Origin of the sequence: Gluconobacter sp. Dm-44, from assembly GCF_018256175.1 — a bacterium.
Taxonomy (GTDB): Bacteria; Pseudomonadota; Alphaproteobacteria; order Acetobacterales; family Acetobacteraceae; genus Gluconobacter; species Gluconobacter cadivus.
Window position 1 is genome coordinate 85890 of the sequence record NZ_JAERLZ010000010.1, and the last position, 12596, is coordinate 98485.

General features: G+C 56.4%; 25 protein-coding genes and 1 tRNA gene. 10 read left to right on the forward strand and 16 right to left on the reverse strand.

The window, feature by feature from the left end:
• Positions 1 to 179 precede the first annotated feature (179 nt).
• From JK213_RS12070 to JK213_RS12090, 5 genes are all read left to right on the forward strand, one after another.
• A complete protein-coding gene (locus tag JK213_RS12070) occupies positions 180 to 512 on the forward strand; it encodes a lipopolysaccharide assembly protein LapA domain-containing protein (protein WP_194263076.1) in 333 nt (110 codons plus the stop codon).
• 8 nt (positions 513 to 520) lie between these two features.
• The gene (pyrF, locus tag JK213_RS12075; RefSeq protein WP_194263077.1) at positions 521 to 1231 is read left to right on the forward strand and encodes an orotidine-5'-phosphate decarboxylase; all 711 of its coding nucleotides are present in this window, start codon (positions 521 to 523) and stop codon (positions 1229 to 1231) included.
• Entirely contained in the window at positions 1228 to 1884 is a 657-nt protein-coding gene (locus JK213_RS12080) for a phosphoribosylanthranilate isomerase (RefSeq protein WP_194263078.1), read from the forward strand. Before pyrF ends, JK213_RS12080 begins: the two co-directional genes overlap by 4 nt.
• Before the next feature lie 18 nt (positions 1885 to 1902).
• Positions 1903 to 1993, forward strand: a tRNA-Ser gene (locus tag JK213_RS12085).
• A 170-nt stretch (positions 1994 to 2163) separates the two neighbouring features.
• Positions 2164 to 3378 (forward strand): phage integrase central domain-containing protein, encoded by a 1215-nt coding sequence (locus JK213_RS12090; protein ID WP_211571635.1) that lies wholly within the window; start codon positions 2164 to 2166, stop codon positions 3376 to 3378.
• Here the strand turns inward: JK213_RS12090 and JK213_RS12095 are convergent.
• The 15 genes from JK213_RS12095 to JK213_RS12160 all read right to left on the reverse strand — a co-directional run bounded on the left by JK213_RS12095 (position 3326) and on the right by JK213_RS12160 (position 10283).
• Complete coding sequence (locus JK213_RS12095) at positions 3326 to 3544, reverse strand: AlpA family transcriptional regulator (RefSeq protein WP_081105857.1); 219 nt, start codon at positions 3542 to 3544, stop codon at positions 3326 to 3328. The two genes, JK213_RS12090 and JK213_RS12095, sit on opposite strands and share 53 nt — an antisense overlap.
• On the reverse strand, positions 3541 to 3726 hold the full coding sequence (locus JK213_RS12100) for a hypothetical protein (RefSeq protein ID WP_211571637.1): 186 nt from the start codon (positions 3724 to 3726) through the stop codon (positions 3541 to 3543). The genes JK213_RS12095 and JK213_RS12100 overlap by 4 nt, the downstream gene beginning before the upstream one ends.
• A 223-nt stretch (positions 3727 to 3949) precedes the next feature.
• Positions 3950 to 4459 carry a hypothetical protein gene (locus tag JK213_RS12105; RefSeq protein WP_211571640.1) on the reverse strand — a complete coding sequence of 170 codons (510 nt, stop codon included), beginning with the start codon at positions 4457 to 4459 and terminating at the stop codon, positions 3950 to 3952.
• Positions 4456 to 4578 (reverse strand): hypothetical protein, encoded by a 123-nt coding sequence (locus JK213_RS16100; protein ID WP_283091839.1) that lies wholly within the window; start codon positions 4576 to 4578, stop codon positions 4456 to 4458. The genes JK213_RS12105 and JK213_RS16100 overlap by 4 nt, the downstream gene beginning before the upstream one ends.
• Before the next feature lie 85 nt (positions 4579 to 4663).
• On the reverse strand, positions 4664 to 4978 hold the full coding sequence (locus JK213_RS12110; protein WP_211571644.1) for a hypothetical protein: 315 nt from the start codon (positions 4976 to 4978) through the stop codon (positions 4664 to 4666).
• 87 nt (positions 4979 to 5065) lie between these two features.
• Positions 5066 to 5341 carry a hypothetical protein gene (locus JK213_RS12115; RefSeq protein WP_211571646.1) on the reverse strand — a complete coding sequence of 92 codons (276 nt, stop codon included), beginning with the start codon at positions 5339 to 5341 and terminating at the stop codon, positions 5066 to 5068.
• The gene (locus tag JK213_RS12120; protein WP_211571649.1) at positions 5341 to 5514 is read right to left on the reverse strand and encodes a hypothetical protein; all 174 of its coding nucleotides are present in this window, start codon (positions 5512 to 5514) and stop codon (positions 5341 to 5343) included. The genes JK213_RS12115 and JK213_RS12120 overlap by 1 nt, the downstream gene beginning before the upstream one ends.
• Complete coding sequence (locus tag JK213_RS12125; protein ID WP_211571651.1) at positions 5511 to 6104, reverse strand: 3'-5' exonuclease; 594 nt, start codon at positions 6102 to 6104, stop codon at positions 5511 to 5513. The genes JK213_RS12120 and JK213_RS12125 overlap by 4 nt, the downstream gene beginning before the upstream one ends.
• On the reverse strand, positions 6101 to 6934 hold the full coding sequence (locus JK213_RS12130; RefSeq protein ID WP_211571654.1) for a recombinase RecT: 834 nt from the start codon (positions 6932 to 6934) through the stop codon (positions 6101 to 6103). Before JK213_RS12130 ends, JK213_RS12125 begins: the two co-directional genes overlap by 4 nt.
• 4 nt (positions 6935 to 6938) lie before the next feature.
• Entirely contained in the window at positions 6939 to 7226 is a 288-nt protein-coding gene (locus JK213_RS12135) for a hypothetical protein (protein ID WP_211571657.1), read from the reverse strand.
• A gap of 29 nt (positions 7227 to 7255) precedes the next feature.
• On the reverse strand, positions 7256 to 7447 hold the full coding sequence (locus JK213_RS12140; protein ID WP_062107345.1) for a hypothetical protein: 192 nt from the start codon (positions 7445 to 7447) through the stop codon (positions 7256 to 7258).
• A complete protein-coding gene (locus JK213_RS12145; RefSeq protein ID WP_062107343.1) occupies positions 7447 to 7767 on the reverse strand; it encodes a hypothetical protein in 321 nt (106 codons plus the stop codon). The genes JK213_RS12140 and JK213_RS12145 overlap by 1 nt, the downstream gene beginning before the upstream one ends.
• A gap of 767 nt (positions 7768 to 8534) precedes the next feature.
• Complete coding sequence (locus JK213_RS12150; RefSeq protein ID WP_211571660.1) at positions 8535 to 8939, reverse strand: helix-turn-helix domain-containing protein; 405 nt, start codon at positions 8937 to 8939, stop codon at positions 8535 to 8537.
• The gene (locus tag JK213_RS12155; protein ID WP_211571662.1) at positions 8911 to 9507 is read right to left on the reverse strand and encodes a hypothetical protein; all 597 of its coding nucleotides are present in this window, start codon (positions 9505 to 9507) and stop codon (positions 8911 to 8913) included. Before JK213_RS12155 ends, JK213_RS12150 begins: the two co-directional genes overlap by 29 nt.
• Complete coding sequence (locus JK213_RS12160; RefSeq protein WP_249200614.1) at positions 9504 to 10283, reverse strand: S24 family peptidase; 780 nt, start codon at positions 10281 to 10283, stop codon at positions 9504 to 9506. Before JK213_RS12160 ends, JK213_RS12155 begins: the two co-directional genes overlap by 4 nt.
• A gap of 53 nt (positions 10284 to 10336) precedes the next feature.
• On the opposite strand from JK213_RS12160, the gene JK213_RS12165 reads away from it, so the two are divergent.
• The 3 genes from JK213_RS12165 (at position 10337) to JK213_RS12175 (ending at position 11628) form a co-directional block, all read left to right on the forward strand.
• A complete protein-coding gene (locus JK213_RS12165; RefSeq protein ID WP_211571666.1) occupies positions 10337 to 10561 on the forward strand; it encodes a carph-isopro domain-containing protein in 225 nt (74 codons plus the stop codon).
• Positions 10561 to 11034 carry a hypothetical protein gene (locus JK213_RS12170; RefSeq protein ID WP_211571667.1) on the forward strand — a complete coding sequence of 158 codons (474 nt, stop codon included), beginning with the start codon at positions 10561 to 10563 and terminating at the stop codon, positions 11032 to 11034. Before JK213_RS12165 ends, JK213_RS12170 begins: the two co-directional genes overlap by 1 nt.
• 75 nt (positions 11035 to 11109) lie before the next feature.
• Positions 11110 to 11628 carry a hypothetical protein gene (locus JK213_RS12175; RefSeq protein WP_211571668.1) on the forward strand — a complete coding sequence of 173 codons (519 nt, stop codon included), beginning with the start codon at positions 11110 to 11112 and terminating at the stop codon, positions 11626 to 11628.
• Between the two features lie 3 nt (positions 11629 to 11631).
• Here the strand turns inward: JK213_RS12175 and JK213_RS12180 are convergent, their stop codons facing one another.
• Positions 11632 to 11814 (reverse strand): hypothetical protein, encoded by a 183-nt coding sequence (locus tag JK213_RS12180; RefSeq protein ID WP_211571669.1) that lies wholly within the window; start codon positions 11812 to 11814, stop codon positions 11632 to 11634.
• 114 nt (positions 11815 to 11928) lie between these two features.
• Here JK213_RS12180 and JK213_RS12185 point away from each other — a divergent pair, with 114 nt between their 5' ends.
• Both JK213_RS12185 and JK213_RS12190 read left to right on the forward strand, forming a co-directional pair.
• Positions 11929 to 12207 (forward strand): helix-turn-helix domain-containing protein, encoded by a 279-nt coding sequence (locus JK213_RS12185; RefSeq protein WP_211571671.1) that lies wholly within the window; start codon positions 11929 to 11931, stop codon positions 12205 to 12207.
• Between the two features lie 160 nt (positions 12208 to 12367).
• Positions 12368 to 12595, forward strand: a complete 228-nt coding sequence (locus tag JK213_RS12190) for a hypothetical protein (protein ID WP_249200615.1) — start codon at positions 12368 to 12370, stop codon at positions 12593 to 12595.
• Position 12596: the final 1 nt, after the last annotated feature.

Here is a 12596-nt window from a genome sequence, read left to right on the forward strand (position 1 = left end):
CCCTCCCCCGTGTAGCCATGGATCTTTTGAGATATGCTGGCAACGATATCGCCCTCCTGCAAACGGTCAGCACGGGCGCATGATGTGTCCTCGTACGAACATCATGACTGCTGACAGGGAAACATTCTTCCTGCCCGCACGCCTTGTTGCGCTGCAGACAGCACGATAGGACCATGTTCATGCTCAGATTGCTCATTCTTGTTATTCTTCTTGCGGTCCTGATCGTTTTTGCCCTGAGCAATACGGATCTGGAACCCATCTGGCTGGTCTCCTTCGGCTGGCATCTTTCGATTGGCACACTTGTTCTGGGTGTCGGTGTGATTGCGCTCCTGTTCGGGTTTCTGATCGGCCTGATCGGTGACATGCAACAGCGTTCGCGTGCGCGTCGGGCCGAACAGCATGTCCGCACGCTGGAGAGCCAGCTTGTGGACCTTCATCAGCGTCTCGACCGTCTGCAGAACCCGACATCTCCCCTCTCCTCTTCCGTTGCTTCTCCAGAAACAAAGGTCTGACTTCCAGCATGTCGCGCCGCACACGACTGATCGTAGCTCTTGATACCGCTTCGCGTACTCAGGCCCAGCATTGGGCAGACAGTCTGAGAAATGACGTCGACGCCATCAAACTCGGGCTTGAATTTACTTATGCCTGCGGATTGGATGCCGTGAAAACGGTGTCCGAGGGGCATCGATTGTTTCTGGATCTGAAACTGCACGATATTCCCCATACGGTCGCATCGGGTCTTGCCGCCCTTGCCCCGCTGAAGCCGACCCTGACGACCATTCATGCCAGTGGTGGCACGGAAATGATTTCGCGCTCCAGAGAGGCTCTTGAAGCGGCTTTTCCCGAACAGACACAGCGCCCGAAACTGCTGGCGGTTACTGTCCTGACCAGCATGAATGCGGAAGGTCTGCTTGAGACCGGTGTGAATGCAACGCCTCAGGAACAGGTGCTCAGGCTCGGAAAACTGGCTGTTCAGGCCGGCGCAGATGGTCTGATCTGCTCTGCACATGAAATAGCCCCTCTGCGAGATGCTCTGGGTGACGATCCCATTCTGGTCGTTCCCGGTATTCGTCCTGCGGGGAGTGCGGCTGACGATCAGAAACGGATCATGACCCCTGTTCAGGCTGCCGAGGCAGGAGCGGACTGGATCGTTGTCGGCAGACCCATCACGAAAGCCGCCGATCCTATTCTGGCTGCCAGAGCCATCATGGAAGACCTCGCCAGCGTATGACGGGGGTCAAGATCTGCGGCATTCGGGACGTTCAGACGATGGCGCTCTGTGCCCGCCTGAAAGTGGACTGGGTCGGGTTCGTGTTCTGCGAAACCTCTCCCAGAGTTGTGACGGCCGATCAGGCATCACGGCTGCACGATAGCGCACCATCCGCGCAGGAAAACGGCCCCCTTCGGGTCGGCCTCTTTGTCAGAGCAGATGACAGATCGATAGAACAGGTTCTGAAGGCAGTTCCGCTGGATATCCTGCAGATTTACGATACTGCTGACCGTGCGCTCGAAATCCAGTCCCGCTTTGGACGTCCTGTCTGGCGCGCCTGCGGCATCGCCTCACGCGCGGATCTGCCGACAGATCCGCAAATGTCAGGATATGTTATCGAAGCCCCGAAACAGGCACAGGACAGCCGTCCGGGAGGGCTTGGTCGAACCTTTGACTGGTCCCTGACGCAAAACTGGACCTCTCCCTCATTCTGGATGCTTGCAGGCGGTCTGACCCTCCAGAATGTCCGAAACGCAATTCGAGAAAGTCAGGCCCCGGCAGTGGACGTTTCTTCGGGGGTTGAAGCCTCACCGGGCTATAAATCTGCTGAACTGATTGAGAAATTTGTCGCAAATGCCCGAAAGGGGCTTGATCTGAGGTCAAACCTTTCGTAAACACCGCCTCGCTCGACAGGAGAGATGGCCGAGCGGCTTAAGGCGCACGCTTGGAAAGCGTGTGTACGTTAATAGCGTACCGTGGGTTCGAATCCCACTCTCTCCGCCAGCGATACCCCCACCATTAGTGACCGTTATTGACCAAGAGCAGCCAAATCTGCCCTTTTCCTCTATCTGGTTTGCGTCCATTAATGACGAGAACAAACCATGAACCGCAATGCGAATGGGGGTATCAATGGGGGTATCAATGGGGGTATCGTTTGAGAGCTGGGGGTATCGGTGCTGACAGACGTCGCTGTGCGCAAGGCTGCGCCGAAAGAATCGCCGTATAAGCTCAGCGATGCGCAGGGTCTTTATCTGCTGGTAAAGCCGAACGGGACGAAGCTCTGGCGGCTGAAATATCGCTTCGGGGGCAAAGAGAAGGCCCTGTCCTTCGGAGCCTATCCTGAGGTCAGTCTCATCAATGCCAGGCGCGCGCGGGAGAGTGCCCGTGAAGAGTTACGCAATGGGCAGGACCCTTCCCTCACCCGGCAGCAGAAACGTGCTGAAGCCGTCCGGACAGACAATCAGTTCCGCACTGTGGCTCTGGCGTGGATCGCAGCACACGGCAAGCAGTGGACGCCTCAACACCGATCCGAAGTTCAGAGCACACTCGAACGCTTTGCTTTTCCGAAGATTGGAAGCCTTCCCCTCGATGCCATTACGCCCCCGATCGCTTTGGACGTGGTGCATTGCATCGAGAAGAAGCAGGCTGGCGAGACCGCACGACGCGTCCGGCAACGCATGGGGGCGATATTCGCCTATGGGATCGCCTGTGGTCTCGGGACATCCAATCCTGCCGAGCAGATCAAGGGTGCTCTTTCCCCTCTCCAGAAAGGGCAGCAACCAGCCATCATCCACCTTGAGCCGTTGCGGCGCATGATGCGCCGGATTGAGCACACTCCCTCCCATCCCGTCACTCAGCTTGCGCTGCGTTTCCTTGCCCTGACCGCCGTGCGGTCTGGAGAGGTTCGGGGTATGCTGTGGACTGAACTGGAAGGCGATATGTGGATCATCCCATCTGAGCGCATGAAGATGCGTCGGGAACACATCGTGCCGCTTTCGACGCAGGCGCGGGCGATCATTGAGATCATTCGCCCTCTTACCGGACGCGGTCCGCTTGTGTTCCCTAATGCGCGATGGGCGCATAAGCCTATGTCCGAGAATGCGATGGGCTATCTGATAAATCGCGCTGGGTATGCGGGGCAGCATGTTCCGCATGGCTTTCGGGCTTCGTTCTCGTCCATCATGAACGAAAGGCGTCCCGAAGACAGGGCGATCATTGACCTGATGCTGGCCCACGTGCCGAAAGATGCCGTTGAAGCTGCCTACAATCGAGCCCAGCACATAGATCGCAGAAAGCAGATCAGCCAGGAATGGGCCGATCTGCTTTTGAAAGACGCTATGCCGTCTCGAGATCTGCTTCAGACGGTACGGAGGTCGGCAAGCTATTGAGCCAGCGGGCCACGTCGCTTTCGCGCCATCGAACGCAACGGACGCTCAACTGGATCGGGGCCGGGAAACGTCCGGCCTTGATCTTGCGGTAGAGATTGCTTGGCGTGGTCCGGAGCTTGTCGGCCACTTCCTGTGCTGTGAGCAGTTGGTCCAGCGTCTCACTCATCCCCGTTCCTCCGCGTCCATAGCTGCGTCGATGGCGGATCGGAATGTTCTTCCGGTGTAGGCATGGTCGTGCGCCATATCCATGTAGCTGCCATCTTCGGGTTGATCGACTATAACTTCCAAAAGAAAATTCGGCGTTCTGGCGATCCACTCCAGCCGCTCCGTGTCAGTGCGCTGGGTCATGCGGGGTCTCCTGCGATGGGCTTCGATCGAATGTGTTCCCATTTCCAGACGCACGGCCAGAAACCGGGAATTCGAGCTATGCAAAACAGCGCATCAGTCCAAAGAACTTCCATTTCCGCATAAGTGTAGCCATGCTCGTTATCGCAATGCGGCCCAGAAATTAGGGCGCGCTCGCCAGCCTTTGGGCGGTATGTGCAACCGTCACCTTTCATTGGCATAGCCATCACACCCCTCCCTCACGTGTGAGGGCAGCGGCGCTGATCTCTTTGGCCCTGGCTGGGTTCTGAAGGATTTCCACGAGAGCCGTTTCCATGCGGACCTTCTCGTTTCCATGCTCTACAGCTACTTTAGCGGATGCGGCGAGTGCGGCCTCCAGATCCTTAACCCTAGCTTCCAGCGCGGCGACGTTGGCGGGGCCAAGATAAACGGGACGGCAAGGTATACCCATTTCTTCCATTTCTTGAGCATGAGTGGCCGGGTCATCGTGTATGATCTGGAGCCAGCCACTTTTAGCGTCCAGCCATTGCCATCCAACAGGCTGCTGCCCCTCCGCATCCTTCCGGCGCTGTTCCGCTGCGTCTCGGGATTCAGCTTCGAGGATATGGTGCTCGGCAGTTTTCATCGCAGCATCTGGGTCGTCGTTTGCCGGGATTCCAGACGCCAGTGCAGTTAATAGTAGAGATAGGGAAATGACCTGCCCGTCCCGCGTCCGCACCTTCTGTTCCTGCGTCATCGATAGTGCCCCATGTCATCGCGGTCAGGATTAAAGTCGTCATGATCGTTCGTGAGCCAGCGCCACAGGTCACGGATGCAGCGCGCCGCGAGCAGGACCGGGCGGAATAGGTTTGTCATCACTATGTGATCCTCTGTGCCCAGTCTTCCGGGCTTTCGTTGGTGGAGAGAGTGAAGAGCTGGCGGATTTTCTTGAGGAGGTTCTTCATTTCGCGGCGCTCCGGATGGCTTCGGCGGCATTTTCGAAAGCCTCAAAGGCTTCCTGACTGAGTTCACCAAGAGTGACTTCACCTGTTTCAAAATCAGGCAAAGAACCCTGCTCCTGCACGATGGTTTGGGCTTTATCCTCACACACCTTCGCGCACCGTTCCCGCTCCGCTGCTACAGCCTCGGCGAGTTGTTCGGATGTGTAGAGGATCGTACCAAGACGCATATCAGCCCCAGCATCGAGCGTGCGAATCATCGCTCGATCGTCTGACCATCTCCCATCTACGCGGGCAACCGGCTTAATCTCACTCATCTCAAACACTCCCCGGCCGCGAACCGGCCGCAAGTTGGAGCAGGATCACGAGGGCCAGCGCCTCGATCAGGGTGGGGATTTGGGAGGTCATGCTGCAACCTCTTCAGTCGGGTATTCTCTGGGTGTCAGAGCGGCGACGCGGCCGTCGGCGGCAATGGCCTCTGCGATCTCCACGGGCGTTCCGTGGACCAGCATGCGGCCGGACGGCGTGATGTAGTCGGCCATGTGCAGCCATGATCCGATCCCGCGCATATCGCCTGTGCCCATAACAGGAAATGCAGGACCGACTTCAGAGACAGGCAGCAGGATTGCTTCAGAAGAACCATTCTTATGTACGGGATAAACCAGAAGAAAATCAGCCATCACGCGCTCCACTTCTCAGCATTCAACAAGCCGCTCTCACGGCGGATTTCGTTGTCATCGTGTCGGAGGTCGGAGAGGCACGGCAGGGCCGCTGCACGCTCGATCCGCTCCATGAGGAGAGAGCGTGCAATCACGTCGCTCAGGTCCTCGTTGATCTCGCTGGGGTGGGTCATGCCGCTTCTTCCATGCGCTTCATCTCGAAGTAGATCCGGGCGCAGGCCCGGACATCGACCAGGGCGTCATGCGCGCCCTCAAGCGTCTCGCCGTAGAAGTGCTGAATGCACTCTTCGAGCTTCGGCGCTTTGGGTTTGATGATCCCGGCCGCCCGCATGCGAGGCGTCGGCGGCAGGTTCACGAGTGGTGTGGCCGCTTCCATCGTGCAGAACTGTGCTTCCGGCAGCTTCCATTCAGTCCGCTTTGCTCGGGCGAACATCGTCGCCACGATCTGCCGGTCGAACTTGATGTTGTGCGCAACCAGAAGATCAGCCCGGCTCGTCAGGTCATAGAACAGGACCGCGGCGACTTGCTCGCGGATGCCGTAGCGCGCGGCCTTCTCCGTCGTGATACCGTGGATGGCGGCGGTCGCATCAGGAACTGTCCAGCCCTCCGGACGGATGATGACGTTCACGCACGCCTCTTCCCGCCCCTGATCGTCCGTCAGGATGGCTGCGAGCTGCACGCAATGCGGCTGATCCTCATGGCCGGTTGGAAGTCCGGGCTTTGCAAAGCCAGTCGTCTCCGTATCAAAGAAGAGAATGCTCATGCCGGCATCTCCTCAGCCGGGACTTCCGCGTTGGCATCGGCCTGCTGGCGCTCCTGCTCATGAAGGAAGCCGTAGCGATCTGCGAACAGGTCGGTGACGTCAGCCAGAACTTCCTCAGAAATCGGGCGTCCCGCATCGCGCGCCTTGGCCTGCGTTTGCTCCCACTTCTTTTCAAGGGCGAGAATGCAGCCGGTGTCAGAGCAAGCCTTGAGACGACTGGTGAAGAACGCGACGTAATCCACCGGGCGTTCTTCTTGGATCTGCTGGCGCGGATCCTGTTTCGTCTCAGGCGTCACGTCCACGACATGACCAGAGGGAGCGTCAAACTCTTCCGGCGCGTAAACGCCAAGCATGACCTCAGGCGTGTGGCGACGAGCCCAGACCCGAGCCGAATGATAGGACAGCATCTGGTCCGGTGTTTTCGTCCACCACTGATTGTCCGTCTTGGCGTCCTTCAACAGGACTTCGACCGTGCGCGGCTTCTTCTCGCCGCGGATCAGGCCGGAACAGATAACCTTGCGTCCCTGCCCGTCTCCCTCGAACTCGTAGTTCAGGCGCCCGTCAAGAACGCCGCTCGTCTGGATGGCTGCTGCGACCAACTTGCCCTCGAAGCACATCTTGCCACGGACCACAGCCGTCGCCTGGGCCACCGCGAAAGGTGACATCTGCCAACGCATCGCCTGCTCGATTACCATCAGGCAATCACCCGGACTGCCCTGTAGGTGGTTCGGAACCATCTTTGCGGATGACATGGCTTTGGCGAGGTGCATGGCCCCCGTCATTCCCTCGATCGCGAAGCCGCCTGCCTGCGTCGTCGTAACTGCGTTCATCGTCTCAAGCCCTTCCTGCGATGACAGGAGGCGTGCGCAGGACGCGCGCCACGATCCGGGACAGGCCCGCTACGGTCTGGCTCTTGAGCTGCCGGTCAGTATCGAGTGCAAGGTTCGCGGCATCGAGATAACGCTGCCAGTGCAGGTCATGCTCTGCACGGTCGCCCGCCATATCGGCCCGGCCCGCGGCATTCAGGCTCACGCATGCGGCCTTGCGGAACTGACGGCGCTTCATTTCCAGATATGGAACTGATGCTTTGGACACAGTTCGGGCGTTTGCTGTTTCACGCATTTCAGAAATTCCTGTCGTTTACTTGCTGGTCAAGCGGCGATGGGTAAGTTGATCTGATGCAGAGGATATTTCAGCGTTCGCGCTACTTCCCCGCATTGAAATGAAAGTCGCCTCAGCTCTTCTGCCGCGCCCGGATCGTCACTGATCCGATATGCGATTTCCTGAACCTTCAGCAGTAAGGCCGCAGCCGTGGACAGATCATGGGCGGTGATATCAGGCATCACATCACTGCCTCATATTTTGCGACCCAGTCTTTGCACCACTCCAGGGCGCGCGCGTCGCTGTTGCTATGACGTGCAATCTGGCCTCTGCGGAGTTGGCCATCTGCCATCTTCTCGTAAATTCCGAGGCCCGTCTGTTCTTCGAACACTGCAAAGTGGGGTGTGTCGTGGAGCTTGCGGACCGTGCCGAACGGGCCAGGATACAACGCGATCCACTTCTCGAAATTGATGGTCCGGACAAGTGGAAATCCGAAGTCGCTCAACAGAGGCTCAGCGTTGGCGCGTGCGCTCTGTGAGAAATTGTCAGGCAGGTTCGCCATTGTGGTTCTTCCTCGCCGCTTCGTGCGGTGTGGGACTATATGTGCGATATCGTCACACAGGCGTCAAGCGATAAAATCGCACATGTATGATTTTATCGATTTTGTCGCACAAAAAGAAACCCGGCTCTCACCGGGTCTCTGTCAGTTCAGCGGTTCAGGAGGCTCTTGTATGGGCTCTGGCTCGTCACTCAGGGGCGGAAGCGGTGGAGGCTGAACAGGTGGCACTGGATAAGGCACAGGCAGTCCGCAGGCGGCATGAGTATGAGGCACGACCCTCTCCATCTCCATTGGCGGGTGACGATTGTTCAAAGCCTGTCTGTCGTGAGGGTTCGGTCTGGGTAAAAAGAAACCCGGCCAGAGCCGGGCTTAAACCTGATCTCAATTATTGGACCTGATCTACATATAATTCCCTTAAAGTCATCCAATCGATTGAGTACATTGGGCTAACTTGTAAATAGTATACCCCGAATTCCGGAAAAATGAAATTTGATGCAGAAAGAACAGCAATACCCGGGCGTGACCAGTCAATAAGATTTAGATACGCTATAGTGTCGGTGATGGGAAATCCTTGCTCATTTACCACTCTAACCCTAAAGCTTCTTAATTCTAGACCTTTGGTGTTTATTTCAAACCTTATACAAAATTTATTCATAACTAATGGAGCTTGGTAAGAGACAATTCTGCCCGCGTTTGCACCGATTATAAATGTTAGGCCACTGTCTTCATACCTAACATCTTCCGAAAACGTAACAGATTTAAAAAAATTACTAAACATTACAAGGTTCTCTATTTATTTCTTGAACTATATTTGTTCGAGAATTTGTTAAAAGTTCGTTTGTAACTATTCTTTCGTCCAAACCAACTCTACCGGAATTGGCCTCAATATTAATAAAAATATTATTCAAGGATTCCGGAACAATTAAATTTGACCATCCTTGTCGTTTCATTGCGCAGTATAGTTTTGAGATAGTTTTTAGCGTAGGATTTCCTTTCAAGTTCATCCACTTATTAATGGTGCTTATATCTACACCAATTTCTTTTGCCATTTCTGCTTGAGTAAGTCCTCGACGCTCTACTTCCTCAGCAAAAGTTTTCTGCAGTGCTTCAAAAAGATCCTCGACAAGAAGAGAGTGCGTCTTTTGTTCAGGAGAAAGTTCGATTTGAAAGGACATGTTCCGTCTCCGTTCCTGTGATTGGCACTATTGCAGGGTTATCCAGTTCTAAAATGTATTGCTCAATAGCGTCGACATAGGGCAGCCATCTATCCTCTTCGGAGGCAGCATGCAGAAAGTTGGCATCTGCGCCGCTGTGCAGAATTAAGCAGTTTCTAGACGGAAACCAGCCGAAAAGGCGCACATCCGTAGTTTTCAGCTCCCAGACGGCTTTATGTACTGGCCTGAGGTTCCTTATGTCATGGGGGTAAACCATCTTTCTACCCTCACAAAATCTGTGAAATTTTGCATAGACCTGCGCAATTGGCGTCGGATCGTCAGGATCATCAGGTGTGATCTGTTCCAACTCCTTCCCAAACCAATGTAAGAAATTTGGCGTGGCCCATATTTCCCTGAGACTGCCGTCTTTCAATGGAGGAGTTGGCACGAACCTCTCCAATCCTAAACTTGAAAAAACATCCACTGATCTTGCAATATATTGCACTTCTGGCGCGCTTTGCAAGTTGGATCCAACGCATTCTAGTTCGCTAAGTGCTACATGTGTGCTTTTTGGTTGGGTTCCAGTCACTTCCAAGTCCACTTCCCAACGACGCGGCCGTTGATCTCAATCTCAGAGAGCAGAACCTCGTCCGTGTCATAGGTCTTGTTCACACTGATAATGCGAACGCGCTCAGGGTCACTGCGGGGCACTAGCTGAAGCTGCTTGATGACGACGCCATGACCGTTCCAAAGCACATAGACGCCATCATGGCTCATGAGCTTGTGGTGCGTATCAACCAGCACCCGGTCGCCCGGCATGAAGTCGGGCTCCATCGAGTTCCCGATTACCCGCACCACGGCAAGGCCTGAGCTGTCAGGCACATAGTTTTCAAGAAATGCTTTTGGCAGCGTCCATGTGGCGAGAGAAGTGTGCATGTCCCCCTCCCCGCCGTTTTCAGCCACGAGAGCCCCACCTCCAGCTTGCGGCGAAACGTCAAATTCGTTGATGACGACTTCGCCATGCTTGGGGTTTTTGGTTCGCTCCATGCGTTCTGCGCGTTCGATACTGGGAGCGATGCCGTCAGTTCCAGGCGCCACCCCCGCCAATGCCCAGACCTCGCCAGCAGTTATCGGCGGGTCGCCACGGTCAAGGAGAAGCGGCAACATGGTCTTGACCAGATCTACTGGCAGATAGGGCTTTTTGTATTTCCCCTCGTAGGAGGCATACGTCGAGTACCGTTCTCCATACCCCAAAGCCTGGGCGAACTCGCGTACGGTATAGCCGCCGCGCAAGCGCAACGCCTTTAATCGGTCATTGACGGGCAAATCTGTCATTTCTCCACTATGTGCGAAATAGATGCACATGTCTGTGCGAAAAAGTCATTGCTATTTGTGTGAAGGTGTCGCACATATCGCACATGACCAACGCACTCGTTATCATCGAGGAGCAAGGGGGCACACGCTCACTGGCTCGCAAGCTCGGACTTTCGCCGTCCACCGTTCAGTCGTGGAAGCGAAAGGGAAGCATCCCGGCAAGCCGGGTCCCTGCAATTGCAACCGTCACGGGAATGCCTTTGAGCGAGCTGCTGAAGGCCTGCCTTCCGCCCCTCCCCACCCGCGCCAAGCGGAAGGAGGTGGCGTGATGGGAGACGAAACTAATCGCCTCATCTTGGCTGAGCTTAGAACCCTCAACGCCAGGCTGGATCGCATCGTGCCCGGCATCGAGGGGATTGTTCGCCCCTTTATGTGGCAAACAGGCAGGCAGGCTATTGAGCAGTTAATTGCAATACAGACGACACCCACTTCTCTGCATCAGCGAGCGGAACAGCAGGAAGATCCTGAACGCGGAACTCCAAAGTTATCAACGCATTGTCGGGGTACACAGGTTGACCGGGTGTATTCACGCCTGAGACATTTAGTACGACGCGCACTTCGTGTTCAGAGCGACCAAGAATTTGGTTCTGAACAGGCTGAGTTTGTAGGGAAACAATTTTACGAACAGACATCAAATTCATCCAATGTAATGGAAAACAAAATCGGGGACTCGGTTGCCGCCGATCCCCGCAATGACGCTACGCCCGATACTTCCGCGAAGGGAGTCCGGGACGATGGTTGATTTCGCCTCTATTGCCTTCTGCGCCCTGTCCTTCGCCGCGTTCATCCGGGTGCACTTCGCCGGGAGGGTCGCACAATGACCGCCCGCCACGACTGGACCCCATACATCCCCGAGGTCGAGACGATGCTGCGGGCCGGGAAGACCCGTCGTGAGATCGCCAGCCATCTGGGGGTGAAGGAGACTTCCCTCTCCTCGATGATCGGCCGTCATGGCCTTGCGGGCCTGTCGCCGAACGGCAGCGCAACAGGTGGATCGTCTCTCCAGAACACGCACAACCGCATCGACTGGGAGCCGCTGATGCCGACGCTTCTTGAAATGATGGAGCGCAATGAAAGCGCGACCGTCATCGCAAAGAAGCTCGGCGTCTCACCGGCTTCGCTGTCGGCTGCGATGGATCGACAGGTGCCGAAAGCCATCCGCACCAAATGGAAGATGGCGCGCCACGAAGCCACGCATCCCAAGAAGGGGCGTGCCGAACCGGTCCTGCGTGGCCCGCTCGAACCGTTCTCGGACGTGTCGTGGCGTGCGTTGTTCGGTGGTCATGCGCCTCCTGTGCCGGACTGTGCGTTCGGTCGGGATCGCGGGTTGCACTGAGCCTCAGCCCCAGATGTCCGCCCCAACCAACATCGCCAGTTTGAGTGCCAGGTGGTCTTTGACCTCCTGCGGCTGTCGGCTGTGCAGAGTGCCCCAGAGCTGGGCATCCCTGCACAGTGCAACGGCTAGATGCGGCGTGTCCGCATCGATCTCGAATTGTGGTGTCTGGGGCGCGTCTCCTTCCATTGCTGTTGCTCCTTCTCTGCTCGGTGACACGGCAGAGAATGGAGAAAACAGATGCGTAATGCTTGGTCCAAGACAGACCAACGTTGGTCCTTTTCAGACACAAGGAGGGCCACGATGAGCGCTGCCCTCCGCCCGATACGTGCTTCCTTACTCGACGTCATTGCGCGCGAGTTCAAGCCGTATCGGTTTGCTCAAGAGATGTTGGCCCGCGCGTCGAACAAGACGCCCCGGACTGCGAAGAATTGGCTCTCAGGATCAAGCGCGCCCGACATTGAGGCGCTGATTGAACTGATGGCCTCCTGCAACTCCATTGCGGACGAGGTTGAACGCCTCGTCGCAGAGCGCCGCAAGGCGCGTGAGGACACACAATGCCTTGGTTCACCCTTAAACTAGGCCGGTTTGGGTTCGGCCATCACGCGGGGCCGCCTCCGTCATACCGGTTCGCTTGGCTGCGCATCCTTTGGCGCGATTGGGATGCCTGGTCCTCTTGGGCTGAGGCCGAGATGGCCCGGTATCAGCGCGCTCTCAATGCTGCCCGTGAGGAGCTTCGGAAATGAGCCAAGACATCAGCGGGCGCCCGATTGCAGCCATGAAATCAGTTCTTGCGGATGCCGTTGATCTGGCGGGCGGTCAGCGTGCGTGGTCGCGCAAGACTGGGATCAGCCAGACCGACGTATCTCTGACACTCAACGGACACCGTGAAATCTCACAGCCGATCCTTAACGCGCTCGGCTACGTCACGCAGACCGTGTGCATCCCAATGCAGGGGCAGAACCGTTGAA

Excerpts from the sequence above, each read along its gene's own strand:
- JK213_RS12070 (WP_194263076.1), top strand. The coding sequence starts at position 180 with ATGCTCAGATTGCTCATTCTTGTTATTCTTCTTGCGGTCCTGATCGTT.
- JK213_RS12105 (WP_211571640.1), bottom strand. The coding sequence starts at position 4,459 with ATGACGCAGGAACAGAAGGTGCGGACGCGGGACGGGCAGGTCATTTCC.
- JK213_RS12175 (WP_211571668.1), top strand. The coding sequence starts at position 11,110 with ATGACCGCCCGCCACGACTGGACCCCATACATCCCCGAGGTCGAGACG.
- JK213_RS12190 (WP_249200615.1), top strand. The coding sequence starts at position 12,368 with ATGAGCCAAGACATCAGCGGGCGCCCGATTGCAGCCATGAAATCAGTT.
- JK213_RS12140 (WP_062107345.1), bottom strand. The coding sequence starts at position 7,447 with ATGCCTGATATCACCGCCCATGATCTGTCCACGGCTGCGGCCTTACTG.
- JK213_RS12180 (WP_211571669.1), bottom strand. The coding sequence starts at position 11,814 with ATGGAAGGAGACGCGCCCCAGACACCACAATTCGAGATCGATGCGGAC.
- JK213_RS12095 (WP_081105857.1), bottom strand. The coding sequence starts at position 3,544 with ATGAGTGAGACGCTGGACCAACTGCTCACAGCACAGGAAGTGGCCGAC.
- JK213_RS12145 (WP_062107343.1), bottom strand. The coding sequence starts at position 7,767 with ATGGCGAACCTGCCTGACAATTTCTCACAGAGCGCACGCGCCAACGCT.
- JK213_RS12080 (WP_194263078.1), top strand. The coding sequence starts at position 1,228 with ATGACGGGGGTCAAGATCTGCGGCATTCGGGACGTTCAGACGATGGCG.
- JK213_RS12120 (WP_211571649.1), bottom strand. The coding sequence starts at position 5,514 with ATGACCCACCCCAGCGAGATCAACGAGGACCTGAGCGACGTGATTGCA.
- JK213_RS12150 (WP_211571660.1), bottom strand. The coding sequence starts at position 8,939 with ATGTCCTTTCAAATCGAACTTTCTCCTGAACAAAAGACGCACTCTCTT.
- JK213_RS12100 (WP_211571637.1), bottom strand. The coding sequence starts at position 3,726 with ATGACCCAGCGCACTGACACGGAGCGGCTGGAGTGGATCGCCAGAACG.
- JK213_RS12130 (WP_211571654.1), bottom strand. The coding sequence starts at position 6,934 with ATGAACGCAGTTACGACGACGCAGGCAGGCGGCTTCGCGATCGAGGGA.
- pyrF (WP_194263077.1), top strand. The coding sequence starts at position 521 with ATGTCGCGCCGCACACGACTGATCGTAGCTCTTGATACCGCTTCGCGT.
- JK213_RS12110 (WP_211571644.1), bottom strand. The coding sequence starts at position 4,978 with ATGAGTGAGATTAAGCCGGTTGCCCGCGTAGATGGGAGATGGTCAGAC.
- JK213_RS12170 (WP_211571667.1), top strand. The coding sequence starts at position 10,561 with ATGGGAGACGAAACTAATCGCCTCATCTTGGCTGAGCTTAGAACCCTC.
- JK213_RS12160 (WP_249200614.1), bottom strand. The coding sequence starts at position 10,283 with ATGTGCATCTATTTCGCACATAGTGGAGAAATGACAGATTTGCCCGTC.
- JK213_RS12165 (WP_211571666.1), top strand. The coding sequence starts at position 10,337 with ATGACCAACGCACTCGTTATCATCGAGGAGCAAGGGGGCACACGCTCA.
- JK213_RS12135 (WP_211571657.1), bottom strand. The coding sequence starts at position 7,226 with ATGCGTGAAACAGCAAACGCCCGAACTGTGTCCAAAGCATCAGTTCCA.
- JK213_RS16100 (WP_283091839.1), bottom strand. The coding sequence starts at position 4,578 with ATGACAAACCTATTCCGCCCGGTCCTGCTCGCGGCGCGCTGCATCCGT.
- JK213_RS12115 (WP_211571646.1), bottom strand. The coding sequence starts at position 5,341 with ATGGCTGATTTTCTTCTGGTTTATCCCGTACATAAGAATGGTTCTTCT.
- JK213_RS12185 (WP_211571671.1), top strand. The coding sequence starts at position 11,929 with ATGAGCGCTGCCCTCCGCCCGATACGTGCTTCCTTACTCGACGTCATT.
- JK213_RS12125 (WP_211571651.1), bottom strand. The coding sequence starts at position 6,104 with ATGAGCATTCTCTTCTTTGATACGGAGACGACTGGCTTTGCAAAGCCC.